Source organism: Neobacillus niacini, assembly GCF_046591715.1.
In the GTDB taxonomy this organism is placed as follows: domain Bacteria; phylum Bacillota; class Bacilli; order Bacillales; family Cytobacillaceae; genus Neobacillus; species Neobacillus niacini_L.
This window is the reverse complement of the sequence record NZ_JAWVNQ010000008.1, coordinates 158,087-182,118: the sequence shown is the minus strand read 5'-3', so window position 1 is coordinate 182,118 and position 24,032 is coordinate 158,087. Positions and strand designations below refer to the sequence as shown.

The following is a 24,032-nucleotide window of genomic DNA, read 5'->3' as shown; positions in this document are numbered from 1 at the left end:
ATTTGGGTAACTCCAGTGTGTCTAGAGTGCCCAAAGTGCTTTGTTGAAAGCTCAGAGAATACCTCTCTATAGGAGGCATACAAAAAAAGACCGACATAAATAATTGTCGGTCTTTCTTTGTATTACAGATTATTTGTTTACCAACTTATTTTTAACTTCTTGGATTAATTGGGAGCTATGTTTAACCTTCCCAAATGCTCTTTCAAATACTTTTAGTGCCATCTCATGATAATCCGGACCATCCATTGTGTTTACACAGTCAGAGACCATCGTAACGTCGTAATCACGGCAAGAAGCATCAATGGATGTTGCAAGGCAGCAGCTGTTTGTGTTGACCCCGGTGATCCAAAGAGTTGTAATGTTGTTGGCCTTCAAAACAAATTCCAAATCTGTTGCAACAAAGCAGTCGTAACGTTTCTTTGTATCTACGAGAATATCTCTTTCATCCCAAAGTTCTGGAATTACTTGTACACCAGGCATTCCTGCGATATTATGGCTTCCAACGTTTTTTCGAGTAGCATTAGGATCCTTTGATCTTTCCTGCCATGCTGGATTTGAGAGGATTTCTGATTCTGATCGATATTGTGTTAATAAATGGATAATTGGAATTTTTAGTTCACGGCATTGGTTAAAAAAGATCTCGTTATCATTAATTACTTGCGTGCATACAGCATCTGGTAATGGCATGGTCGCCACAGCAGGATCTAAATGTCCTCGATGTAAATCGATTGCAATAACTGCGATACTCATAAAAAATTCCTCCATCTCTTTAGGTTTAATTAATTAAAACAGTGTCTGATTTTTTGTTACCTGTTTGCAGTCTTGTAACAGGTGCTCCAATTCCTGGCTCCCCAACAATTTTCCTATTTTCGACAACAATATTTCCCCGTACAATCGTTGTTACTGGCATTCCAGTAATCTGAATCCCATCGTAAGGTGACCATCCTGCTTTTGATATGATTTCTTCATTTTTTATCATCCATTTCCGGGATAGATCTAACAGCGCCAAATCTGCATCTGCTCCCACAACAATACAGCCTTTTCGCGGGTACAAACCGAGTACCTTAGCAGGCATTTCAGAGAATAATTGGACCACTCGTTGTAAGGTTATTTTTCCTTCGTGTACCAAATTCAACATCATCGGTAATGTGGTTTCAACACCAGGAAGTCCAAAATTACAATCCCAAATTGTGCCTGTTAATTTTTGCTCCGCTGTAGATGGGGCATGGTCAGTAGATAATAATTGAATACTTCCATCATTAATGAGTTCTAACAAACGGTTGTTCTGTCCTTTTGCTCTTGCCGGCGGAGTGAATTTGGCAAAAGGTCCTTTTTCCTTAACGGTTTCCTCGTCTAAGAAAAGATATTGCGGGCAAACTTCTGCATAGATTTTTGCACCTTCTGCTTGCTCCCGCTTAATTAAATCAATAACAAAGGAATGACTGATATGTGCAATGGTAGCAGTAACTCCCGTCATTCGAGCCATAAGGGCAACATTCGCAACAGCAATATCCTCTGCAGTTTCAGACCGCCATTCAGAAACAATTTCATTGTCACAGCGATGTGCATTTTTAAGGCGCTGTTCATTTCCTTCTGTAATCGCATCGTCCTCACAATGGACAAGGACACGTCCGTCAAAGGAAGCAATTTCTTGGAAAGCGCGGAATAGTTGGTCATTATTTAGGGTTGGTATTCCGTGTGTTGTACAAGTGAAGATTTTAAATAGTACAACACCACTTTCCCATAATGCACGCAGATTTCCCAAATCTTCAGGAAAAACGTGTGCGGTCAAACCGAAATCAACAAGGGAACGTGCACTAACATGCTTTATCTTCTTTTCATAATCTTCTACGGACCTGACTGGAACAGCATGTGTATGTTCTATTACTGTTGTAATGCCGCCCATAGCCGCTGCTTGTGTACCGTGGATAAAATCCTCCCGGCTTGTTTCGCCTGGGTCCATAAAATGGACGTGTTGATCTACCATTCCTGGTACAAGATGAAGCCCGGCGGCGTCTATCGTCTGTTTTGCATTTCTAAGGGGAGTTTCACTAATTGCTGCAATCTTACCATCTTTGATGGAGATAGACCCTTTATAACTATTAGTTGAAGTTACAATCTCCGCGTTGATAATTTCTAAATCAAACACCTTATCCCAACCTTTCATAAATCATCTTGTTAAAAAATATATCAACACTTTTCCGTATTTTATATATGGCAGACATACAAATTTCTGGTAAATCCTTTGTGTTCTGAATACAAAAAAAGGTATTCAAATAGGGTGGATATGAAATATAATCATGAATATACTAAAAATTCAATCAATTAATAGTTTAATAGATTGGGAGGAGGTTTTTTATGATAACCATCCAGGATATTTTAAGAGCAAGTGCTTTTGATCATAGTGAGGTGGTAGCTGGAAAAAAAGGTTTGTCGAGAGAAGTCAAAATGATAACTGTAGCTGAGGTGCCAGATGCGGCAAACTGGCTCCGCGGTGGTGAGTTGGTTTGTACCACAGCTTTTTTTATTGGGAATAAGGTAGAGCATGAAAAGGAATGGATTGAAAGTTTAATTAAGAATGGTGCAGCAGCCTTAGCAATCAAAACTAGCCGTTTCCTTGGTGTCATGCCTAAGGAGATGATTAATGTGGCTAACCATTATGATTTTCCAATCATTAGCCTGCCTCATGAAATAACCTGGCCAATTGTTATTGAATCATTTATGGACTTTTTCATGAATGAACGGATGAAAATTATGCAATTAGTGGAAGATGTTCAAAACAGTTTAATTAATCTGGTTTTAGAGAACCGGTCGATTCAAACGATTGTTAATAAAATTGCAAATCTAGCAGGGAACCCGATTATTCTTGAAGATGCAAGATTACAAACCATTGCAATTGGAAATATTGACTCGGAAGAAACAAATACCTGTAAGGCTGTTATAGACCATCGTGTTTCTTCACTATTTAAAAACAAAGTATTACAATCCCCATTTTATAAAGACATACAAAAGGGGGGGAAGAATGAAAAAATTGAAATGACTGTAAGGTTAGAGGATGAGCCTCAAATATTGAATATTATGATTCCGATTTTTTCTAATCAAAGTTTGTATGGGTTTATTTCTCTTCTTGAATGTCATAAGCCTCATACACCAATGGATTTAATTATATTAGAAAATTCTACAACAGCATTGGCACTTCAATTGATGCAACAATACTTATATGAACAGACCTCTAACAAAAAGACGATAGCCCTCATCGAAGATATTATCCACGGCAGAATTCATACACAAATCGTATTTGAATATGATTTCCTGAATATTAATTGGTCTAACCCAATGGCAGCTATTCTTATAGAATTCATGGAATCAAAAAAAGAGAATAATAACAATATTTGGGACCGCTCAGAGGAGATGATTGCAGGGATTATCAAAAATGGCCTGAACAAGCACTTTGGACAAGTAATCATTGGTAATAACGGTTCTTTATACTCAGTATTAGTATCCTTTTCACCTAAGCAGATTAAGAAAGTAACCCCGCTTTTAAGGGAGGAAATCGGAAAAGCACTTGCTGAGTTGGAAAATCATTATGGGAAAGGTAAATTTCGTGTCGGTATTGGCGGTGTTTATGACAAGCTTGATAAGGTAGGAAGAAGTTATAAGGAAGCTAACAGTGCCCTTACCATATTAAAAAAGTTTGAGAGAAAAGGATCAGTCCTGTTTTTTGAAGATGTAGGAATCCATCGCATCCTATCAATGGTTAGTGATTCTGAAGAGATTCGTGATTTTTGTTATGATTTCCTATCAGAGTTAATAAGGCATGACCAAGAGAATGGAAACGTCCTGCTCGATACATTTCATACCTTCCTGTTATGTGACTGCAGTATAAAAGAAACAGCGGACAAGCTTTTCCTTCATCCTAATACAGTGGCCTATAGAATAAAAAAAGTAAAACAAATCATAAAGCACGATTTAACATCACCTGAATTCAAGCTGGCATATTTATTTGCCATGGAGTCATATCAAATATTGAAAAATTGATTACTTTGTTCCTGAGACACAATGGCAAAAGCCTATCTTTGTATCTTAACCATATATTCAACGAATCTAAAAGTTGCTATATTTTTACTTAAAAAACTGGAGGATTCAAATGGTTATAGATGCTCATCACCATATTATCCCAAAATGTGTTGTCGACTCCATTCGTAAAGGAGACCCGAGATTCGAAGCAGAAATACAGGTAAAAGATCAACAAGAATGGATTGTCCATCGTCAAGGATACGCATATCCCCTTTTTGACAAGTTTTATGATATTAAGGCAAAACAACAGGATTTAGAGAATGCAAATTTGGATGCAGTTGTGCTTTCACCAGCACCGCCAATGTTTTATTACTGGAAAGATGCAGAAACAGGTGCCGATTTAGCAAGAATCATCAATGATGGGACAGCGGAAATGATTGGACAGAATAGTCAAGTGTTTCAAGGTATGGCAACCGTCTCGATGCAAGATCCACTTGCAGCAGTAAAAGAGCTTGAACGAGTTAGAAGTTTATATAATATTCGAGCTGTTGAGATCGGAACCTCCATTGAAGGTGTAAACCTGGATGCACCAGAATTCACTCCCTTTTTTGAGGCTTGTGATTCATTAGGGTTTACCTTGTTTCTTCATCCTTATTATGTCGGCGATAAATCAGGTTTATCAAACTACTATTTTACAAATTTAATAGGTAATCCATTGGATACGGCAAAAGCTGCTGGAAGTCTTATTTTTGGCGGAGTTTTAGATCGTTTTCCAAATTTGAAAGTTATGCTTGCACACGGCGGTGGATATTTCCCTTATCAAATTGGCCGATTTAATAAGGGATTTCAGGAACGGAAGGAAAGCAGAACGTGTAAGGAGGAACCATCATCCTATCTAAATCGATTTTATTTTGATACCCTTACCTTCCACCCTCAGGCACTTGAGTTTCTGGTCAAGCTTGCTGGTGCAGATCATGTTGTGCTGGGAAGCGACTATCCTTTTGATATGGGAACTTTAAAGCCTATGGATTTGGTTACCAGCTGTGACTTTTCAAATGATGTGATTGAGAAAATAACTGACAAAAGCATACGATCCTTATTTATATAAGTTCAGGAGAAAGGAGGATGTACAAATGAAGGTTGCCTCAATTCAAGTAAAAGCCAATGATTTAAAGGATTACGAACGAGCATGGGAACATCTTCATCAGATGGTAGTTAATGCGGCCAACAATCATGATTTAATTCTAGTGCCGGAATGTGCATTTCCTGCATACTTCCTTCATCCAGATGAAGGTTGTATTGATGACATTGTCATTAATAATGGAGATTTATATTTAAATACTTTAAAAGAAATTGCTAGAAACAAAGAGGTATATATAGCTTATGGCTGCTTAGAGAAATCAGGGGAGGATATTTATAATAGTGCCATCCTGATTGATCCGAGCGGTGAGGAAATAGTGAAAAAGAGAAAATCCTTCCTGTGGCATTTTGATCAGGAGTGGTTTACAGCAGGTGAGGATGTAGCAGTTGCTGATACAGATTTTGGCAGAGTCGCATTAGTAGTATGCGCCGATGCAAGAATGCCGGAAATTGTAAGACTTGCTGCATTAGAAGGCGCTCAATTGATCATTGATTTGGCTAATTTAACTGCCACTGGACCAGATATTACAGCCTTACAAAATGCTCAGAGTGCATATATGCTATCCGTTCGAGCAATGGAAAACCAAGTGTGGCTTGCTGTCTCCGATAAATGGGGTGTGGAGTCCGGGAGTATTACATATGCAGGCCGCTCAGGGGTATTTGCACCTGACGGGTCCATTGTCTATCAGGCAAGTTCACACCAGGATGAGGTGGTTTCCGTTGAAATACCAACGGATGAAAATGGGAAAATCAAACATCCTGCAATTTCTGCTCCTATTAAGCGGCGTTCGGAATTATATACCGCACTTACACAAGAAAATAACTCTTTGCCTGTGTCTGAGGTGATGAGGGAGAGAGTCATCCCTGAGGATATTACTCCTTATATCACTACTGCTTCCGGGGAATTTAGAGATGCAAAAGAATATCTTCAAATGGTCAAAAGATTGGTGAATCATGGAAGCAGTATTATTTGTATGCCTCCGGCAGCCATACAGATTGCTGATTATGTAGATAGAATTACCCCTTTTCTTCCAGAGAGCGTGGTTCTCATAGGAACAGTAAAAGAAGAAAATAAAGGCATGACTAGTTATTTAATTACGCAAAAAGGGATAGAAGAAACCTATTTTACCCTGCATCATGAAGCGTCATTATCAGAGTTCACTACGCCAGTATTCCAAACCAAGTGGGGAAGAATCGGAATCATGCACGGAGATGAGGCTATACTTCCAGAATGGCCAAGGACAATGATGGTTTTGGGAGCAGACTGTATCATTTGGCCAAATGACCTCGCTGAATCCCGTGCCAGCAATATTGGCAGAACCCGGGCAGCGGAAAGCCGGATCTTCATAGTATCTGCTAGTTCGTGTGATCAAGGTGTAAGTCAGGTTATTGATCCAAATGGAGTTGTGACGGCATCAACCTTAAAGACTGAAAGACTTCATGCATGCGGTTCATTTGCTCCCTTTACCTTAAGCCGAATAAAAGATGTTGTCCCAGGGACAAATGTGTTTAGAAACCGCAGGCCTCATTTTTATGGAGGTTTAGTGAAATGAAAAGAATTGGATTATTCATAAACGGTCAAAGTGTCCCTTCAGAGACGGGAAAGTATTTTCAAGTGCTTAATCCCGCTACAAAGGAAGTTGTAGCCGAGGTAGCTGAGGGAAATGAAGATGACGTAAATAAAGCTGTGTCAGCAGCGGCTGCTGCCTTTAATCAAACAGAATGGGCTGTAAACAAGGACTTACGGTATCGAGTGTTAAATCGATTAGCCGCAATTTTGCGAGAATCTCTTCCAGAGTTAGTAGAATTGGAAAGTATGATGACAGGCAGACCGATTAGGGAGATGAAGGCGCAGCTCAGCCGATTACCAGAATGGTATGAGTATTTTGCGAGTGTTGCAAAAACTCTAGAGGATGCCGTGCCTCCGTTTGGAGGAGAATTTGTAAATTATACTAACCGAATACCATTAGGAGTAGTGGCCCTCGTCACTCCTTGGAATCATCCGCTTTTAATTCTGACCAAAAAACTAGCTCCCGCACTTGCTGCGGGAAATGCAGTAGTGGTAAAGCCATCTGAAAATACACCTGTTACGACTTATTTCCTAGCGGAATTAGCACAGGAAGCAGGTGTACCTGCTGGGATTTTGAATGTAGTTCAAGGTTATGGGGCAGTTGTAGGAAAAGCATTAACATCGCATCCTTCAATAGAAAAGGTAGATATAACAGGCGGTACAGAAACAGGACGTCATGTGGCTGCAGCAGCAGGTTACAACTTATCCAAGGTATCTGCTGAGCTTGGAGGGAAAGCTTCTGTCCTTGTGCTTCCGGACGCAAACCTGGAAGAAGCAGTAAATGGTTCCGCTTTTGCAGCTTTTATTGCCGCAGGGCAAACCTGTGTACAGGGTTCAAGAATTTTGGTGCATGAATCCATGTACGAAGATTTTATAGACAAATTCATTGCTAAAGCAAAGAAGCTGTTAATGGGTGATCCGAAGAAATTTGATACAGATATTGGTCCTGTTATTTCAGAAAAACAATATAAACAGATTCTCTCTTATATTCAAATTGGGCAGGAAGAAGGTGCTGTTCTAGCCTTCGGCGGGACTGCTCCTGAACAGGATGAACTAGCTAATGGATATTTTATTACTCCTGCCATTTTTACACAGGTTACTAATTCTATGCGGATAGCACAGGAGGAAATCTTTGGTCCTGTTACATGTGTAATGAAATATAGCAGCATGGAAGAATTAATTTCAATTGCCAATGGAACAGAAATGGGACTTGCTATGTCAATCTGGACTAATAATGTGCGTGATGCACACTGGCTGGCAAACAGGCTAGAAGCTGGTATCGTCTGGATTAACGACCATCATAGAATTGATCCATCTTCACCATGGGGAGGCTTCAAAAATAGTGGAATAGGATTGGAAAATAGTATTCAATGTTACAAAGATTATACAAAAACAAGAAATGTAATCGTAAACATAAGCCGACAGCACTTTGATTGGTTCGATGGGACAACTCAAGAAAAAAGATATAGTTAAAAATTAAAAGTTCGCTGGTTAAGAACAATTCCTTCATTCCTATTATTTTGTCCACTGTTGTTTTATTAGATTAAAAATATTTAGAAGGTGGGATATAGATGAGTCATATAGTTGAAATCAAAGATGGCATGAGAATTGAATGGGATGTACCTATTACTATGGATGATGGTTTAGTGCTTCGAGCGGATGTGTATCGCCCCATTGATGATGGACAATACCCAGTGGTTCTAAGTTATGGACCATATGCTAAAGGGCTGCCATTTCAAGAAGCTTATCCTCGACAATGGAATTTAATGACAAAGGAACACCCAGATGTTGAGAAGGGATCAACAAACAAATATCAAACCTGGGAGGCAGTTGATCCTGAAAAGTGGGTGCCGCATGGATATGTATGTGTTCGTGTAGACTCAAGAGGTGCAGGCCGCTCACCTGGGTACATGGATCCTTTCTCTAAGCGGGAGACTCAGGATTATTATGAATGTATTGAGTGGGCAGGCGTGCAAGAGTGGAGTAATGGAAAAGTTGGATTGAATGGAATTTCTTACTACGCAATGAATCAGTGGCAAGTAGCAGCACTGCAGCCGCCGCACCTAGCAGCGATGATCCCTTGGGAAGGTTCTGCTGATTGGTATCGTGATGCTACTCATCATGGTGGAATTATGTCGACCTTCTGGGCTACATGGCTTCCACAAATCCTTACTGTTCAACATGGCGTTGGAAACAGAGGCAGTATAAATCCAAATACTGGGGAATATGCAGCGGGTCCTGAAACGCTGTCTGATGAAGAATTAGCAGCAAACCGTACTGATCTCGATTCTGATATTCTGTCTCATCCGTTAGCAAATGATGATTATTACAAAGAAAGGGAAGTGGACTGGTCAAAGGTCACTGTTCCAATTCTTTCTGCTGCAAACTGGGGCGGAATTGGTCTTCACTTGCGCGGTAATATTGAAGGATACAAGCAGGCTGCTTCAACACAGAAGTGGTTGGAAGTTCATGGTCTTGAACATTGGACTCATTTTTATACGGACTACGGTGTTAACTTACAAAGAAAGTTCTTTGACTACTTCCTAAAGGGGGAAGATAACGGCTGGTCATCTCAGGCACCTATTCAATTGAATGTTCGCGGAGTAAATGAATTTACTGAAAGAGCAGAACATGAATGGCCGTTTGAGCGAACACAATGGAAAAAGCTATATCTTGACCCAGCTAATACTGGATTCGGAGCAGAGCCAATAAAGTCTGATGGTAAAATCGAATACGAACCATTAAAAGAAGAAGTAACGTTTTTAAGTGAACCATACTCTGAAGAAACAGAAATAACAGGGCCCTTAGCTGCTAAACTATTTATCTCTTCTACTACTACTGATGCTGATTTGTTCCTTACAGTCAGGCTTTTTGATCCAGAAGGGAATGAAATCCTTTACAGTGGAGCTATGGATCCAAGGACACCGATTTCACAAGGCTGGTTACGAGCTTCACACAGAAAGCTAGATGTTGAAAGAACTACATTCTATCAACCTTACCATACCCATGATGAGATTCAGCCTTTAACACCAAACGAGGTTTATGAACTAGATATTGAGATTTGGCCGACCTCGATAGTCATCCCGCCAGGTTATCAACTAGGATTAACCATTGGCGGTAAAGACTATAAAAATACGGATGAGGGTGTCCGGTTTCATACCAAGTTTATGACAGGTTCCGGAGCATACTGGCATGACGATATTCGTGACCGCCCTGAAGATGTCTTTGGCGGAAAGGTAACCATCTACTCTGGAGGAGATAAAAACAGCTGCCTTTTAGTCCCTATAATTCCAAAGAAATAAAGTAATAAATAAGGTGGAAGGCTTGTAGAAAATGCAAGGTCGTCTACAAGCTTTTACACTTATTCTATTACTCTTTGAAGTTCAAAAAAGTATCTTAAATCTTTCAGAAATATATGTCAGAAGTCCTAACGTTTTGTGGTCGGAATACAAAAAGTAAGACTAAAATTTGTGTTGTATTCTGAATAATTTAAATATTAACTATGATACTATTATCTAAAATAAATACACAATAGAGGTGATAAATCGAATAGATAAGGTGTATGCAGCCTCGAGCAAGAAGTTTATATGCGGCTTGTAGACTAGGAACAAGATGGGTGGGTGCAAAAATGGAAAATTCTATTGTCACTGTAGAACAACAAACGGGCTCTAATAGGGTAAAGGCACTGCTTAAATGGATAGATAAGATCCTTGAAAGTTTTGAAAGAATTGTGATTGCATTTGGATTATTAATGTTGACCATTGTTGTTGTCGGAACCGTAATATCCAGGTATTTTTTTAATTATTCACCTGACTGGTCTGATGAATTACCGCGTTTCATCGTCATTTGGGTAACCTTTATTGGAATGAGCTATTGTGTTAGAAAAGGTGAACATGTAGTTATCGATATGTTATTCAATAAATTACAAGGAAAAATTAAGAAGTACTTTTCAGTGATCATTCTCTTATTATGCTTTTTGACCTTTATTTATCTAACTTATATCGGATATTTTATGACCGTTAAAATCTTTGAAACGAAACAGATGTCCGTCACTCTAGGAATACCCATGGGATATGTATATTTGGCCGTCCCAGTTGGATGTCTACTAACAGCAAAGAATTTTCTTCACATCATTATAAAAAATATTACATCAAAGGGTGTTTTCATGAGTTTAAACGGGAGGGTTGATTAATGGTCGCTACTCTTTTTCCCTTAGCCGTTTTCTTTTTAATGATTGGTGTCCCCGTATTTCTTGCGATATTAATTCCAAGTTTTCTAGTATTGAATATGTACTTTCCTCAAATGCAGGCAGATATTCTCCTGCAGCAGATGGTAGGAGGAATTAATAGTTTTTCAATCTTGTCAATTCCATTTTTTATTTTAGCAGCTGATATCATTTCTCAAGGACAGATTGGGAAAAAGCTTGTTAATTTAGCGAATACACTCGTAGGGCATATTACTGGCGGGCTTGCAATTGCAACGATTGTAACCTGTTTGTTTTTTGGAGCCATTTCTGGTGCTGGTTCTGCGGCAGTAGTAGCGATTGGCGGAATTGTCTATCCAGTTCTTGTTGAAAAAGGATACAAGAAAGGTTTTATTATCGGTTTGATTTTGGCTTCTAGCAGTCTGGCAATGTTGATACCGCCGAGTATTGCGATGATTTTGTATTCTACGGTTGCACCCCAAGCCTCAGTAGGTGATTTATTTGCAGGCGGTATTATACTAGGAACGCTTACAGGCTTTGCGTTTATGGTTTACAGCTATATTTATGCAAAAAAACATAATATCCCAAAAGAGAAATTTGTAGGATATAAAAATATTGGAAAAGCATTTCATGAAGCTGGCTGGGCATTAGGGCTGCCAATTGTTATCTTATCGGGTATATATTTAGGATTGACAACGATTACAGAAGCGGCTGCAATTGCTGTTGCCTATGCTATTTTCGTAGAAATGATTGTCTATAAAGGAACAAAATTAAAAGATTTATGGGAAGTAACAAGTAAATCAGGTTTGGTTATTACGATGCTTCTAGTTTTAATTGCGGCCGGAAAAGCGATTTCCTATGTAATGACCATTGCAGGACTGCCTGCTATAATTACCGACCTTTTTGGAGACTTTTCGGCCATTATTGTGTTGGCAATCATTACGGTAATATTTTTAATTGCAGGTATGTTTATTGACCCAAACTCTGCCGTAATCATTTTAGTACCATTGATAACCCCTGTTGCTTTTGCTCTAGGAATTGATCCAGTACATTTAGGTTTAATCATTACCCTTAATTTAACGATTGGAATGATTACACCACCTTTTGGACTTAATATTTTCATTGCCCAAGGTGCATTCAAAATTCCGTATGCACAAATTATTCCGGGGCTTATTCCGTTCATTATTATCAGCATTGCTGTTCTCCTCTTAGTAACTTATGTCCCAGATTTGATTATGTGGTTTCCGGAAATGATGAAAGCCAATGGTTAAACAATAATATATGGGGGTTGGGATTATGAAAAAAATGAAATTCTTGTTTTATGTCATGTTGGTAATGAGCTTTGTGATAGCAGGATGTTCATCTTCTTCAAATTCAACAAGTGGTAACAAAGATGAAGGAGGTAACAGTAAATCCTCAAGTATTACCATTAAATTCGGACATTCCTCTGCACCAAACAGTGCCCGTGATTTAGGTGCCCAAAAATTTAAAGAAGTGGTGGAAGCTGAAACCGATGGTCAAGTAAAGGTGGAAATCTATCCGGCTTCACAGCTTGGAAATCCTACAGAGATAGTACAAGGGGTCCAGATGGGGAATATCGAAATGGTCATTTCCCCAACATCATTTATGGGCGGGTTTCAACCGTTAATCACCCTACTTGATATCCCGTTCTTAATGCCAAAAGAAAAAGAAAAATTATTGAGCCTTCAGGACAGTGATGCAATGCGTCAATTATTGGATCAAACAGAAAGCGTAGGCATTAAGGCATTAGGTATTTGGCATACTGGTTATAAACAATTTACTGGTCCCAAAGCATTAAATACCCCAGAAGCCTTTAAAGGATTAAAGTTTAGAGCAATGCCATCACCAGTTATATTTGAACAGTTTAAGACATTAGGTGCTTCCCCAACTGACCTCCCGTTTGCGGAAACCTATAATGCACTGCAAACTGGCACCATAAATGGACAAGAAAATCCACTAGATACAACCTATGATATGAAGCTGCATGAAGTCCAAGAAGTAACGACACTGACAGACCATGGTGTTCTTGACCAATTAATCTTAGTTAATAAGACTTTTTACGATGGTCTAGATCAAAGCATTAAAGATGCTATGCAAAAAGGATTTGAGGCAGGTCGTAATGTAACAGTAGAGAAAACCTATGAAAATATCGAAAACGTTCGTAAAACAATGGAAGCTTCCGGAATGAAGTTTGTAGAAATTAGTGATGACGAAAGAAAAGTATTTGTTGAAGAAATGCAGGCAGTTAGAGATTTCTATGTAAAAGAATTTGGTGATGAGGGTAAAAAATTATTAGAGGCGATTGAAAAAGCAATAGAATAGAACCTTGCAGAATAATATTACCCTAAAGAAGACCGACAAGTAACTGTCGGTCTTCTGTTTTGTTGTGATAAGGTGTCATATTACAATTTATGGGTGTCAAAAGTAAGCAGAATATAAAAAGTATGTCGCTCTTTTATTGACATGAGATAAGAATATATGATATTTAAATAATGTCGGTATTAGCACTCCTTGGGTGAGAGTGCTAATCGAAGGAAAATCCAATTAACAATTTGAGTAAGGAGAGGTTTCTATGGCAAAAAAGCAGTTTAAAGCTGAGTCTAAAAGGCTGTTAGAAATGATGATTAACTCAATTTATACACACCGCGAGGTATTTTTACGAGAGTTAATCTCAAATGCCAGCGATGCGATTGATAAAATTTACTACAAAGCATTAACAGATGATTCATTAAGCTTCGACAAAGACAGCTACTTCATTAAAGTAATTCCTGACAAAGAAAATAGAACATTAAAAATTATTGATACCGGGATTGGGATGACGAAGGATGAGCTTGAGACCAACCTTGGTACGATTGCAAAAAGCGGATCTTTAGCATTTAAAAAAGAAACTGAACTAAAAGATGGCTATGATATTATTGGTCAGTTTGGTGTTGGTTTCTACGCTGCTTTCATGGTAGCGGATGTTGTGACGGTTATTAGTAAAGCATTAGGCAGCGATGAGGCTTACAAGTGGGAATCTACCGGCGCAGAAGGGTATTCAATTGAGACAGTTGAGAAGGATTCTGTTGGAACTGAAATTATCCTTAAAGTGAAAGAAAATACGGAAGATGAGAATTATGATGAGTTCTTAGAAGAGTATCGTTTAAAGTCTATTATTAAAAAGTACTCTGACTTTATCCGTTACCCAATTAAAATGGATGTGTCCAGCTCAAGACCAAAAGAGGGCAGCGAAAACGAGTTCGAGGAATATGTAGAAGAACAAGTTATTAATAGCATGGTTCCAATTTGGAAAAAGAATAAAAGTGAACTAACGGACGAAGATTATGCGAACTTCTACGCTGAAAAACGTTACGGTTTCGATAAGCCGATTAAACATATTCATATTAGTGTAGACGGGACAATCCGCTATAATGCGATATTATATATCCCGGAAAAAACGCCATATGACTTCTACTCAAAAGAATTTGAAAAAGGCTTGGAGCTGTATTCAAACGGCGTTTTAATTATGGACAAGTGTGCCGACCTGCTTCCAGATCATTTTAGCTTTGTAAAAGGAATGGTCGACTCTGAGGACTTATCTTTAAATATTTCTCGTGAGATGCTGCAGCATGACCGCCAGCTAAAGCTAATCTCCAAAAATATTAACAAAAAGATTAAGAGCGAGCTGCAAAGCCTTTTAAATAATGAGCGCGAAAAATATGAAGAATTCTATAAATCCTTTGGCCGTCAATTAAAATACGGCGTCTATAACGAATTCGGAGCAAACAAAGAAGTATTGCAGGACCTGATCATGTTCTACTCTTCAAAAGAGAAGAAGCTGGTTACACTAGATGAATACGTTTCAAGAATGCCTGAAGACCAAAAGTACATTTACTATGCTTCCGGTGAATCGATTGAAAGAATCGACAAATTGCCACAAGCAGAGTTCGTCTCTGAAAAAGGCTATGAAATTCTATACTTCACTGAGGATATCGATGAATTTGCAATCAAAATGCTCATGACTTACAAGGAGAAAGAATTTAAATCTATCTCCAGCGGCGACCTCGGAATTGAAGGAGAAGAAAACAAGAGCGATTCCGAAACAGAAGAGAAGGTATACAAGGAAATCTTTGACTACATGAAAGGTATCTTAGCAGATAAAGTAAAGGATGTCAGAGTTTCAAAACGCTTAAAGTCTCACCCTGTCTGCTTGGCAACCGAGGGGGATATCTCTATCGAAATGGAGAAAATCTTAGCGGCTATGCCTGATAATCAAAATATCAAAGCCGATAAGGTACTTGAAATCAATAAAAATCATGAAGTGTTCCAATCTTTAAAAGAAGCCTTTGAAAATGATAAAGAAAAGCTCGATCTGTACACGAAGTTATTATACAACCAAGCCTTGCTGATTGAGGGACTTCCTATCCAGGACCCAGTGGAATTTACGAATGATATCTGTAAGATAATGGTATAAGCGATAAAGAAGCCATCCAAATTCTGGATGGCTTTTTGTATACTTTAAACTCCCTTATATGCTTTACGGTAGATTTCAGCTAATTCAGTTACTAAGGGCAGTTTAGGATTAGCAGTAGTACATTGGTCTTCAAATGCTTTATCTGCAAGATAATCGACCTTACTTTCGAAAGCTTCTGCATCAACATTATTTGCCTCGATACTCATCGGAATTTCAAGCTCGTTTGCAAGGCGAATGATTGCTTGAACTAGGCTTTCAACTCCTTCTTCTGTTGTATTTGCAGGGAGTCCAAGCGTTCTTGCAATTTCCGCATAACGCTTATCTGCCACAAAGTGAGCATATTTCGGAAATGCTGTAAACTTATTCGGTTTTGCTGCATTATAGCGAATGACATGCGGCAGCAATATGGTATTTGCTCGTCCGTGAGCAATATGGAATTCTGATCCAAGCTTGTGGGCAAGGCTATGGTTAATACCTAGGAATGCATTTGCAAAGGCCATCCCCGCAATCGTTGAAGCATTATGCACCTTTTCACGAGCTAATTCGTCACTGCCATTTCGATAGGCTCTAGGCAGATATTCGAATACAAGCTGGATTGCTTTCATTGCAAGTCCATCGGTATAATCATTAGCCATACAGGATACATAAGCCTCAATCGCGTGAGTTAATACGTCCATTCCAGTATCTGCTGTGATATGCTTAGGAACACTCATAACAAACTGTGGATCAATAATGGCTACGTCTGGTGTTAATTCATAATCAGCGAGCGGATATTTCAAATTTGCTTCTTTATCAGTAATAACCGAAAACGATGTTACTTCTGAACCTGTTCCTGAAGTTGTTGGAATCGCGACAAACTGAGCTTTTTCACCTAACTTAGGATATTTTACGATTCGTTTTCGGATATCTAGGAATTTTTGTTTCAGGCCAAAGAAATCTGCTTCTGGATTCTCATAGAATAGCCACATCCCTTTTGCAGCATCCATTGCTGAACCGCCGCCAAGGGCAATAATTACATCTGGCTGGAATTTCGCCATCATTTCGGTACCCTTCATAACAGTTTCAATGGATGGATCGGGTTCTACCTCTGAGAAAATTTCACAGTGAACATAATCAGGACGTTTCCTTAAATAATAAAGGACTTTATCTACATAGCCTAATTTCACCATACCAGGATCCGTTACAATGAAAGCTTTAGAGATTTTCGGCATTTTCGCTAAATATTGAGTTGAATTTTTCTCGAAATAAATTTTAGAAGGTACTTTAAACCATTGCATATTAACATTCCTTTGTGCCACTTTTTTAATATTGATTAAGTGAATCGCACCAACGTTCGTAGAAACAGAGTTTCCTCCGTAGGAACCACACCCAAGTGTAAGTGAGGGCATATAAGCATTGTAAATATCACCGATCGCCCCCTGTGATGAAGGGGCATTGACTATGATTCTTCCAGCTTTCATCCGATAGCCATACTGCTTAATTACATTTTGGTCCTGAGAATGAATGACTGCAGAATGTCCTAAACCGCCAAACTCTAGCATTTCTTCTGCTCTTTTTAAACCTTCTTCAAGATTGCCTGCCTTGTAACAAGCTAGGACAGGACTTAATTTTTCTCTTGAAAGCGGGTATCCTGGTCCGACACCATCTAATTCTGCTACGAGGATTTTTGTGTTTTCAGGAACGGTTACTCCTGCCAAATCGGCAATTTTACTTGCAGCCATTCCAACAATATTCGGGTTAACAGCGCATGATTTTTCATTAATCACTAATTTTTCAACTTTTGCCTTTTCTTCTTCATTCAAAAAGTAACAATTGTTCGAAATCATCTCATTTTTTACTTCTGAATAAATTTCTTGATCAATAATCACTGCCTGTTCTGATGCACATATCATTCCGTTGTCAAACGTCTTTGATAAAATTAAGTCGTTTACAGCCTGATGAATGTTGGCTGATTTCTCTATATAGCAAGGAACATTTCCAGGTCCTACACCGAGCGCAGGTTTACCAGAGCTATAAGCAGATTTGACCATTCCTGCACCGCCAGTTGCAAGAATCATTGATACCTTTGTGTGATTCATGAGTGTCTGTGTAGCCTCAATGGATGGTGTTTCTATCCATTGGATACAATTCTTTGGAGCACCTGCCTTAACAGCTGCATCCCTAAGAATTCTTGCCGCCTCACTGCTGCATTTTTGTGCAGACGGATGGAAGGCAAAAACAATTGGATTTCTCGTTTTTATGGATATAAGGGCTTTAAACATCGTTGTAGATGTTGGATTAGTTACAGGTGTCACACCTGCGATCACACCAATTGGTTCAGCAATTTCAATTATTCCATCATGTTCGTTTTCGCTAATGATCCCGACGGTTTTATCATATTTGATATTATGATAGACATATTCTGTCGCAAACATATTTTTTATAATTTTATCTTCATAAACACCGCGTTTGGTTTCCTCAACTGCGAGTTTTGCAAGCTGCATATGCTGATCAAGACCAGCTAAGGCCATTTCCTTTACAATCATATCAATCATTTCTTGATCAAAGCTGCGGAATTCTTCTAACGCTTTTAGGCCATTTTCCACCAAGCTATCAACCATTGTCGCGACACTGTGTAATTCCTTATCCATTCTTTCTGCTACTTTCATTGTAATTCCTCCTATTACCTAAAAACTTTGTGAAATATTTCACAAGTGTGATTAAAAAAATAACAGCCAACCAATTGATCGGACCCTGCCGACACTCACTCACAAACCGGATTGCGCGGTATTTTTTCAAAGGAGATATCCGTTAGGACCTTTGAATATTTTTTTACAAGAATGACATAATTTACTGTCCAAATATAACTTGGGATGCTTTCATTATCTTTAAACATCATAGCTTCGAATTCATCACCAACAGTTTCTTCGAAAGTTTCTTGAGTATACGTTTCAGAATCTGTTGAAAAGGATTTCCATTCACATACCATCATGTCATATCACTCCTTATGCCTTTTATAAATAAATCATAACAGAGTTTTTTGAATAAAGTTTGTGAAATATTGAACAAACTTTGAAATCTTAACCATTTTACCAAAAATGGTCCTTTATACCTAAAAGGTGTATCCGAATGAAAAAATAACAGCCCAGGAAGGGGCTGTTATTTTTCTTGCTTTTCTTTATCAAACCATAGCAGTTCTTGATCTTCTTCATCACCATTATAGTTGATTAGAATCTCATCGCCCGCTTTAATGTCTTTGTATGCATAAAAGTCAAACGTATGATTTGGAAAATTTATCTCATACGTAGCATTTGGCTGATAGGAGTGGTTGAATAACATTCCATAACCCAAAAGTAGGCATGTATGGTTGATTCCATATTCAAATGCATAATCAGCTAGTAAAGTTTTTTCAATATGTTCATGCTCGGCATTCGGATAAGCGATCACGGGAGCTTCATGAATCAGTTCACCCTTACTTATATCTCTAGTTGCGAATACCCCTCTATTGAACTCTCCATCACTAAGTTTTGATGTTTTTATTTCTATCATGTTCGTCACCTACATTTACTTTCTATGAAATCAGTCGTCCATTTAGTTTGACAGGTAATGGCCTCGAAAGCAACCGTTTTTGGTTAACTCGCATGATAGTATGTCTAATATGCATGAAAATTAATCAGAATGTACCGTTATATGTTCAAATTGTGATACCTTAAACAAGCCTTTGTCTGTTAGTTTTAGTTCGGGGATGACAGGCAGAGCTAAAAAGGAAAGGGTCAAAAAGGGATTAAACTGACCGTTAGCAGAAAGCTCTTCAAGAGCAATATGAAGACTGTTAAGACTCGCATATACTTCCCGGTATGGGCGGTCAGACATTAAACCTGCAATTGGCAATTCTAATGAGGCTAGAACTTGACCTTCTTTAATGACAACCAGTCCGCCCTGCATTTCTTTAATACTATTTGCTGCTAAAACCATATCACTGTCATTGGTTCCAGCAATAATGAGATTATGGGAATCATGGGCAATCGTAGTGGCAATCGCACCATATTTTAAGCCTAGGCCTTTGACAATTCCTAAACCAATTTGCTTCGTCAGATGATGGCGCTCAATGACGGCAAGCTTCAGGTAATCAGCAGCAGTAGAGGGTTGGAAGAGTCCTTGGTCACAGATATCCACTTCTTCCACGACATGCCGTGTGATAAGACTGTTTGGAATAATTTCGATGATATTGGCTTTATTAGAGGGCAGGTAAATGTTTAAGTTAGTTTCCGTGATATCATCAAAATGGACTGACTTTTTCAAACCATGATTATGATCGTTACTGCAATCAATCACCAATTTGCCATTCTCTACAACGGCATTTCCATCTTTATAAACATGAGATATTCTAATACTTTCAAGGTCATCAACCAGTGAAAAATCAGCTTTGTACCCTGCAGCAATCGCTCCCTTATCTAAAAGCCCAAAACATTCCGCGGCATTAATGGTGGCCATTTGAATGGCCGTTATCGGAGATAGTCCTTCTGATATCGCGAGCCGGACATTGTAATCGATGCTGCCCTCAAGCACAAGGTCATCTAAATGCTTATCATCTGTAACAAACAAGCATCTGCGCGCATTATACTCATTTACAACTGAAATCAAATTTCGCAAATCCTTAGCAACAGTGCCCTCACGAATCATTAAATACATACCGCTTTTAAGACGTTCTTTTGCTTCTTGTTCGGTGGTACTTTCATGATCAGTCCGAATTCCTGCAGCCATATACACATTTAGATCTCTCGGAGACAATCCTGCAGCATGGCCATCTACTTTTTTACCAAATTGCTGTGCTTTTGAAATTTTATTCAACATATCATCATCAGCCTGGAGGACTGCAGGGTAATTCATAACCTCTGCTAAGCCAAGAACTCTAGGATGGTGATAAAAAGGGGCTAGCTGTTCAGCATTTAATATTGCACCTGAATTTTCAAAGCTTGTAGCAGGAACACAGGAAGGGAGCATGATATAAATATCGAAGGGAAGGTCCTCGGAAGAATCCAGCATATATTGAATACCCTCAGTTCCTAAGACATTAGCAATTTCATGGGGATCACAAATAACGGTTGTCACTCCATGCGGCAGGAGGACCTTTGCAAACTCACTTGGTGTCACCAAAGACGATTCGATGTGAACATGACCATCAACAAAGGATGGAATGATATACTTGCCCTTTGCATCCACAATGGTATTTCCAGAATATTGCCCTATACCGGCGAAATACCCATCGACAATGGCGATATCTCCTTCGATTATTTCTCCATTAAAGACATCAACAATCCTGCCATTTTTTACGACCGTATCAGCAGGTTCGTTTCCTGAAGCCACAGAGATTCTCCGCTTGATTTGATTTCTCTCCATTGACTAACACCCTCTTGCTTAAGATTAGTATTCCACTTTGTTCTTAGAGCTTTCCCACGTTCGAAAAGGGAGATCACCATCGGCAGGGAAAATTTGCTGCATCGGTATCTTTCGATGTTCCATCGGCAGTTCCAACTGCTCATAAATAAATTGATCATCAAACCCGATTTTTGCAGCATCTTGTTTCGTACATGCATAATAAACAGCTTTGGGCCTTGCCCAATAAATGGCGCCAATGCACATGGGACAAGGTTCGCAGCTCGTATAAATTTCGCACTCAGTCAGTTGAAAATCGTTTAAATACTTGCACGCATTACGAATCGCTTGAATCTCAGCATGTGCTGTAGGATCGTTTGAAGTGGTGACTTCATTTCGTCCAATTCCAATTATTTTCCCGTCTTTTACCACAATGGCCCCAAATGGTCCCCCGCGGCTGGATAGGACATTTTGATATGCTTCGTCAATTGCTTTTTTCATAAATTGAATATCTGACATGTAACCTCTCCATTCATTTTTATATTTTTATTCATAAAATACGCTTAGCAGGACCCAAACATGTTGGGGTTTTGTGAAAGAAGGGTCGTATTATTTACATTATTCACGATCATTCACAGATTTTCTTACTTGTTGTAAGATTTCATGCCAACCTATTTAAATGGTTGGTAGATTATATGACACTTATGTAGCATTCAAACTATTTATGTATCATTTTAGAAATAGAGAGAACGTATGGGTATTTTCAAGTGGTTTGGAATATATATAGTTTTACAGAAGCCCATTGTTTATTGAATAGCATGTTCTTTAAGGGAGAGGTGGAGACTTGGAAGTAAGTAAAGAGTTAAATCAAATGAGCAGGGAGGAGTTTGTTGAAAAGGCAGGCTGGGTGTTTGAACAGTCTCCTTGGGTGGCTTCTCGGGCGTGGGAGTGCAGGCCGTTTACATCACATGAACACCTTTTGCAAACTATGATTGAATGTGTTCAAAATGCCGAGGAATCCAGGCAGTTAGCATTACTGCGTGCACATCCGGATTTAGGAACAAGATTGCAAATGTCTGAGATTTCTCAAAAGGAGCAGGCGGGTGCAGGACTTGACCAACTTACAAAAGAGGAATTTGAGGACTTTGTTTTTCTCAATCAGCATTACGTAAAGAAATTTAATTTCCCCTTTATTATGGCCGTGAAGGGGCAAACGAAAGCCAGTATTCTTGCTGCAATGAAGCAAAGAATTCATCACTCTTACAAGGATGAGTATAATACCGCCTTACACGAAGTCTATAAAATTGCAGGCTTTCGATTGAATGAAATTCTTAAAGATAAATAAGAAATAACTTCTTTGTGGAGTGACCGAAGAGCAGAGAAAAATGGGATTACGGTCAATGCGGGGTGTCTGGAGTGACCGAAGAGCAAAGAAAAATGAGATTACGGTCAATGCAGGGTGTCTGGAGTGACCGAAGAGCAGAGAAAAATGAGATTCCGGTCAATGCGGGGTGTCTGGAGTGACCGAAGAGCAAAGAAAAATGAGATTACGGTCAATGCAGGGTGTCTGGAGTGACCGAAGAGCAGAAGGAAATGAGTTTCCGGTCAATGCAGGAGAGCTGGAGTGACCGAAGAGCATAGAAAAATGAGATTCCGGTCAATGCAGGGTGTCTGGAGTGACCGAAGAGCAGAGAAAAATGAGTTTCCGGTCAATGCAGGAGAGCTGGAGTGACCGAAGAGCAGAGAAAAATGAGATTACGGTCAATGCAGGGTGTCTGGAGTGACCGAAGAGCAGAGAAAAATGAGTTTCCGGTCAATGCAGGAGAGCTGGAGTGACCGAAGAACAGGAGGAAATGAGTTTCCGGTCAATGCAGGAGGGCTAGAGTGCCCGAAATGTAGAAAAATATAAGCTTACGGTCAATGCAGGGTGTCTGGAGTGACCGAAGAGCAGGAGGCTGCAAGATGAAAAGAACAATGAGCTATGGGAAAGCAGATGTGTGGGTGTATCGCACCTACGCTAAGCCGTTAACCGCCGTTCGAAGCATTCCAGAGTCCCCCTTCACAGGCAGAAACAACATTCTGTTTGGCATGAATGTAAAAGTTGCCGTAGAAGGTGATGCATTTTTCCCATCCTTCAGAGATGGTGATAACACGTTAGTTGTCGCAACAGATTCAATGAAGAACTTCATCCTAAAGCATGCAGGAGACTATCAAGGAGCCACTCAGGAGGGGTTTCTTGAATTTGTTGCTCACCGTTTTCTTGAAACCTATACACATATGTCAGGAATTAAGATTTCAGGAGAACAAATACCATTTGAAGAGCTTCCCGTTCCGGCAAATGGAACGTTTGAACCAAGCCCCCTTGTCTTTCGCTATTCTTTAAATGAACAGGCTGGTGCCTCCATAGAAGTTCATCGTGACAAAAATCAAATCATTACCTCCAATCACATGAGCAGTTTGAAGGGACTGAAGCTCATCAAAGTGAAGGGCAGCTCCTTCTACGGTTATGTAAAGGATGAATATACGACTTTACCAGAATCCTTTGATCGCCCGCTGTTTATCTTTTTAAATATTGATTGGCGTTACCACAATCTCGAGGATGCCAGAGGACACACATCGGATGGCTATGTGGCAGCCGAGCAGATTCGAGATATTGCCTGTACCGTCTTTCATGAAGAAAACTCTCCATCGATTCAAAATTTAATATATCGTATCGGTACGAGAATCCTAGAGCGTTTTCCTCAGCTAGCAGAGGTTACCTTTGAATCCAACAACCGTACCTGGGAAACCATCCTGGATGAAATTCCCGCTTCACAAAAAGGTAAAGTATTTACTGAACCCCGTCCGCCATATGGATTTCAATGCTTCTCCATGACCCCTGATGACTTAGAACCCAGGAGGAAATAAGTAAATGACAGGGAGATTGACAACACATGTCCTAGATATCAGTATTGGTAAGCCGGCAGGCGGTGTGTTAGTGGAGTTAGTTCGTGTTGGTTCAAATAAAGAGATAGAATCCATCTCTTCCTCCTATACAAATGAGGATGGCCGATTAAATTCCCCCCTTCTAGAAGGTGAATCTATGAAAAAGGGAATCTATGAACTTCATTTTTATATTGGCGATTATTACCGAAACCGCGGAGCATCCACAGGTGACTTCTCGTTTCTAGACTGTGTACCTGTACGATTTGGTATCTCTGAACCGGATTCCCACTACCATGTGCCGCTTTTGATTTCACCAGGAGGGTATAGTACCTATCGAGGGAGTTAGG

Annotated in this window: 19 protein-coding genes; 12 read left to right on the top strand and 7 right to left on the bottom strand. The window is 39.4% G+C overall.

The window, feature by feature from the left end:
• Positions 1 to 129: 129 nt before the first annotated feature.
• Together SFC47_RS18780 and SFC47_RS18775 are read right to left on the bottom strand one after the other, a co-directional pair.
• Positions 130 to 750, bottom strand: coding sequence for a cysteine hydrolase family protein (locus tag SFC47_RS18780; protein WP_411255855.1), 621 nt, complete (start codon positions 748 to 750; stop codon positions 130 to 132).
• A gap of 25 nt (positions 751 to 775) precedes the next feature.
• Positions 776 to 2,167, bottom strand: a complete 1,392-nt coding sequence (locus SFC47_RS18775) for a dihydroorotase (RefSeq protein WP_411255854.1) — start codon at positions 2,165 to 2,167, stop codon at positions 776 to 778.
• A gap of 191 nt (positions 2,168 to 2,358) precedes the next feature.
• On the opposite strand from SFC47_RS18775, the gene SFC47_RS18770 reads away from it, so the two are divergent.
• The 9 genes from SFC47_RS18770 to htpG all read left to right on the top strand — a co-directional run bounded on the left by SFC47_RS18770 (position 2,359) and on the right by htpG (position 15,405).
• The gene (locus SFC47_RS18770; protein WP_411255853.1) at positions 2,359 to 4,038 is read left to right on the top strand and encodes a PucR family transcriptional regulator; all 1,680 of its coding nucleotides are present in this window, start codon (positions 2,359 to 2,361) and stop codon (positions 4,036 to 4,038) included.
• 109 nt (positions 4,039 to 4,147) lie between these two features.
• The gene (locus tag SFC47_RS18765; protein ID WP_411255852.1) at positions 4,148 to 5,125 is read left to right on the top strand and encodes an amidohydrolase family protein; all 978 of its coding nucleotides are present in this window, start codon (positions 4,148 to 4,150) and stop codon (positions 5,123 to 5,125) included.
• Between the two features lie 25 nt (positions 5,126 to 5,150).
• Positions 5,151 to 6,710, top strand: coding sequence for a carbon-nitrogen hydrolase family protein (locus SFC47_RS18760; protein ID WP_411255851.1), 1,560 nt, complete (start codon positions 5,151 to 5,153; stop codon positions 6,708 to 6,710).
• Entirely contained in the window at positions 6,707 to 8,200 is a 1,494-nt protein-coding gene (locus tag SFC47_RS18755; protein ID WP_411255850.1) for an aldehyde dehydrogenase, read from the top strand. Before SFC47_RS18760 ends, SFC47_RS18755 begins: the two co-directional genes overlap by 4 nt.
• Before the next feature lie 98 nt (positions 8,201 to 8,298).
• Positions 8,299 to 10,029 carry a CocE/NonD family hydrolase gene (locus SFC47_RS18750; protein ID WP_411255849.1) on the top strand — a complete coding sequence of 577 codons (1,731 nt, stop codon included), beginning with the start codon at positions 8,299 to 8,301 and terminating at the stop codon, positions 10,027 to 10,029.
• Positions 10,030 to 10,355: 326 nt separating this feature from the next.
• Positions 10,356 to 10,919 (top strand): TRAP transporter small permease, encoded by a 564-nt coding sequence (locus tag SFC47_RS18745; protein WP_411255848.1) that lies wholly within the window; start codon positions 10,356 to 10,358, stop codon positions 10,917 to 10,919.
• Positions 10,919 to 12,202, top strand: a complete 1,284-nt coding sequence (locus tag SFC47_RS18740; protein WP_411255847.1) for a TRAP transporter large permease — start codon at positions 10,919 to 10,921, stop codon at positions 12,200 to 12,202. Before SFC47_RS18745 ends, SFC47_RS18740 begins: the two co-directional genes overlap by 1 nt.
• Positions 12,203 to 12,227: 25 nt before the next feature.
• Entirely contained in the window at positions 12,228 to 13,274 is a 1,047-nt protein-coding gene (locus SFC47_RS18735; protein WP_411255845.1) for a TRAP transporter substrate-binding protein, read from the top strand.
• A 250-nt stretch (positions 13,275 to 13,524) separates the two neighbouring features.
• The gene (htpG, locus tag SFC47_RS18730; protein WP_411255844.1) at positions 13,525 to 15,405 is read left to right on the top strand and encodes a molecular chaperone HtpG; all 1,881 of its coding nucleotides are present in this window, start codon (positions 13,525 to 13,527) and stop codon (positions 15,403 to 15,405) included.
• Between the two features lie 44 nt (positions 15,406 to 15,449).
• On the opposite strand, the gene adhE is transcribed toward htpG, so the two are convergent.
• From adhE to SFC47_RS18705, 5 genes are all read right to left on the bottom strand, one after another.
• Positions 15,450 to 18,053: a bifunctional acetaldehyde-CoA/alcohol dehydrogenase gene (adhE, locus tag SFC47_RS18725; protein ID WP_411255843.1), complete on the bottom strand. Its 2,604-nt coding sequence runs from the start codon at positions 18,051 to 18,053 to the stop codon at positions 15,450 to 15,452.
• 95 nt (positions 18,054 to 18,148) lie between these two features.
• Positions 18,149 to 18,376, bottom strand: a complete 228-nt coding sequence (locus SFC47_RS18720; protein ID WP_411255841.1) for a hypothetical protein — start codon at positions 18,374 to 18,376, stop codon at positions 18,149 to 18,151.
• A gap of 167 nt (positions 18,377 to 18,543) precedes the next feature.
• Positions 18,544 to 18,933 carry an SET domain-containing protein gene (locus tag SFC47_RS18715; protein ID WP_411255876.1) on the bottom strand — a complete coding sequence of 130 codons (390 nt, stop codon included), beginning with the start codon at positions 18,931 to 18,933 and terminating at the stop codon, positions 18,544 to 18,546.
• 120 nt (positions 18,934 to 19,053) lie between these two features.
• On the bottom strand, positions 19,054 to 20,784 hold the full coding sequence (ade, locus tag SFC47_RS18710; protein WP_411255839.1) for an adenine deaminase: 1,731 nt from the start codon (positions 20,782 to 20,784) through the stop codon (positions 19,054 to 19,056).
• Positions 20,785 to 20,808: 24 nt separating this feature from the next.
• Positions 20,809 to 21,279, bottom strand: a complete 471-nt coding sequence (locus tag SFC47_RS18705) for a nucleoside deaminase (protein ID WP_411255838.1) — start codon at positions 21,277 to 21,279, stop codon at positions 20,809 to 20,811.
• Between the two features lie 325 nt (positions 21,280 to 21,604).
• On the opposite strand from SFC47_RS18705, the gene uraD reads away from it, so the two are divergent.
• The 3 genes from uraD (at position 21,605) to uraH (ending at position 24,031) form a co-directional block, all read left to right on the top strand.
• On the top strand, positions 21,605 to 22,105 hold the full coding sequence (uraD, locus tag SFC47_RS18700) for a 2-oxo-4-hydroxy-4-carboxy-5-ureidoimidazoline decarboxylase (RefSeq protein WP_411255837.1): 501 nt from the start codon (positions 21,605 to 21,607) through the stop codon (positions 22,103 to 22,105).
• A gap of 617 nt (positions 22,106 to 22,722) precedes the next feature.
• The gene (gene pucL / locus SFC47_RS18695) at positions 22,723 to 23,667 is read left to right on the top strand and encodes a factor-independent urate hydroxylase (protein ID WP_411255835.1); all 945 of its coding nucleotides are present in this window, start codon (positions 22,723 to 22,725) and stop codon (positions 23,665 to 23,667) included.
• A gap of 4 nt (positions 23,668 to 23,671) precedes the next feature.
• On the top strand, positions 23,672 to 24,031 hold the full coding sequence (gene uraH, locus SFC47_RS18690) for a hydroxyisourate hydrolase (RefSeq protein WP_411255834.1): 360 nt from the start codon (positions 23,672 to 23,674) through the stop codon (positions 24,029 to 24,031).
• Position 24,032: the final 1 nt, after the last annotated feature.

What these genes read in the sequence shown, in the direction of transcription:
- SFC47_RS18780 (WP_411255855.1), bottom strand. Translation starts at nt 750, where the DNA reads ATGAGTATCGCAGTTATTGCAATCGATTTACATCGAGGACATTTAGAT.
- SFC47_RS18775 (WP_411255854.1), bottom strand. Translation starts at nt 2,167, where the DNA reads ATGAAAGGTTGGGATAAGGTGTTTGATTTAGAAATTATCAACGCGGAG.
- SFC47_RS18770 (WP_411255853.1), top strand. Translation starts at nt 2,359, where the DNA reads ATGATAACCATCCAGGATATTTTAAGAGCAAGTGCTTTTGATCATAGT.
- SFC47_RS18765 (WP_411255852.1), top strand. Translation starts at nt 4,148, where the DNA reads ATGGTTATAGATGCTCATCACCATATTATCCCAAAATGTGTTGTCGAC.
- SFC47_RS18760 (WP_411255851.1), top strand. Translation starts at nt 5,151, where the DNA reads ATGAAGGTTGCCTCAATTCAAGTAAAAGCCAATGATTTAAAGGATTAC.
- SFC47_RS18755 (WP_411255850.1), top strand. Translation starts at nt 6,707, where the DNA reads ATGAAAAGAATTGGATTATTCATAAACGGTCAAAGTGTCCCTTCAGAG.
- SFC47_RS18750 (WP_411255849.1), top strand. Translation starts at nt 8,299, where the DNA reads ATGAGTCATATAGTTGAAATCAAAGATGGCATGAGAATTGAATGGGAT.
- SFC47_RS18745 (WP_411255848.1), top strand. Translation starts at nt 10,356, where the DNA reads ATGGAAAATTCTATTGTCACTGTAGAACAACAAACGGGCTCTAATAGG.
- SFC47_RS18740 (WP_411255847.1), top strand. Translation starts at nt 10,919, where the DNA reads ATGGTCGCTACTCTTTTTCCCTTAGCCGTTTTCTTTTTAATGATTGGT.
- SFC47_RS18735 (WP_411255845.1), top strand. Translation starts at nt 12,228, where the DNA reads ATGAAAAAAATGAAATTCTTGTTTTATGTCATGTTGGTAATGAGCTTT.
- htpG (WP_411255844.1), top strand. Translation starts at nt 13,525, where the DNA reads ATGGCAAAAAAGCAGTTTAAAGCTGAGTCTAAAAGGCTGTTAGAAATG.
- adhE (WP_411255843.1), bottom strand. Translation starts at nt 18,053, where the DNA reads ATGAAAGTAGCAGAAAGAATGGATAAGGAATTACACAGTGTCGCGACA.
- SFC47_RS18720 (WP_411255841.1), bottom strand. Translation starts at nt 18,376, where the DNA reads ATGATGGTATGTGAATGGAAATCCTTTTCAACAGATTCTGAAACGTAT.
- SFC47_RS18715 (WP_411255876.1), bottom strand. Translation starts at nt 18,933, where the DNA reads ATGATAGAAATAAAAACATCAAAACTTAGTGATGGAGAGTTCAATAGA.
- ade (WP_411255839.1), bottom strand. Translation starts at nt 20,784, where the DNA reads ATGGAGAGAAATCAAATCAAGCGGAGAATCTCTGTGGCTTCAGGAAAC.
- SFC47_RS18705 (WP_411255838.1), bottom strand. Translation starts at nt 21,279, where the DNA reads ATGTCAGATATTCAATTTATGAAAAAAGCAATTGACGAAGCATATCAA.
- pucL (WP_411255835.1), top strand. Translation starts at nt 22,723, where the DNA reads ATGAAAAGAACAATGAGCTATGGGAAAGCAGATGTGTGGGTGTATCGC.
- uraH (WP_411255834.1), top strand. Translation starts at nt 23,672, where the DNA reads ATGACAGGGAGATTGACAACACATGTCCTAGATATCAGTATTGGTAAG.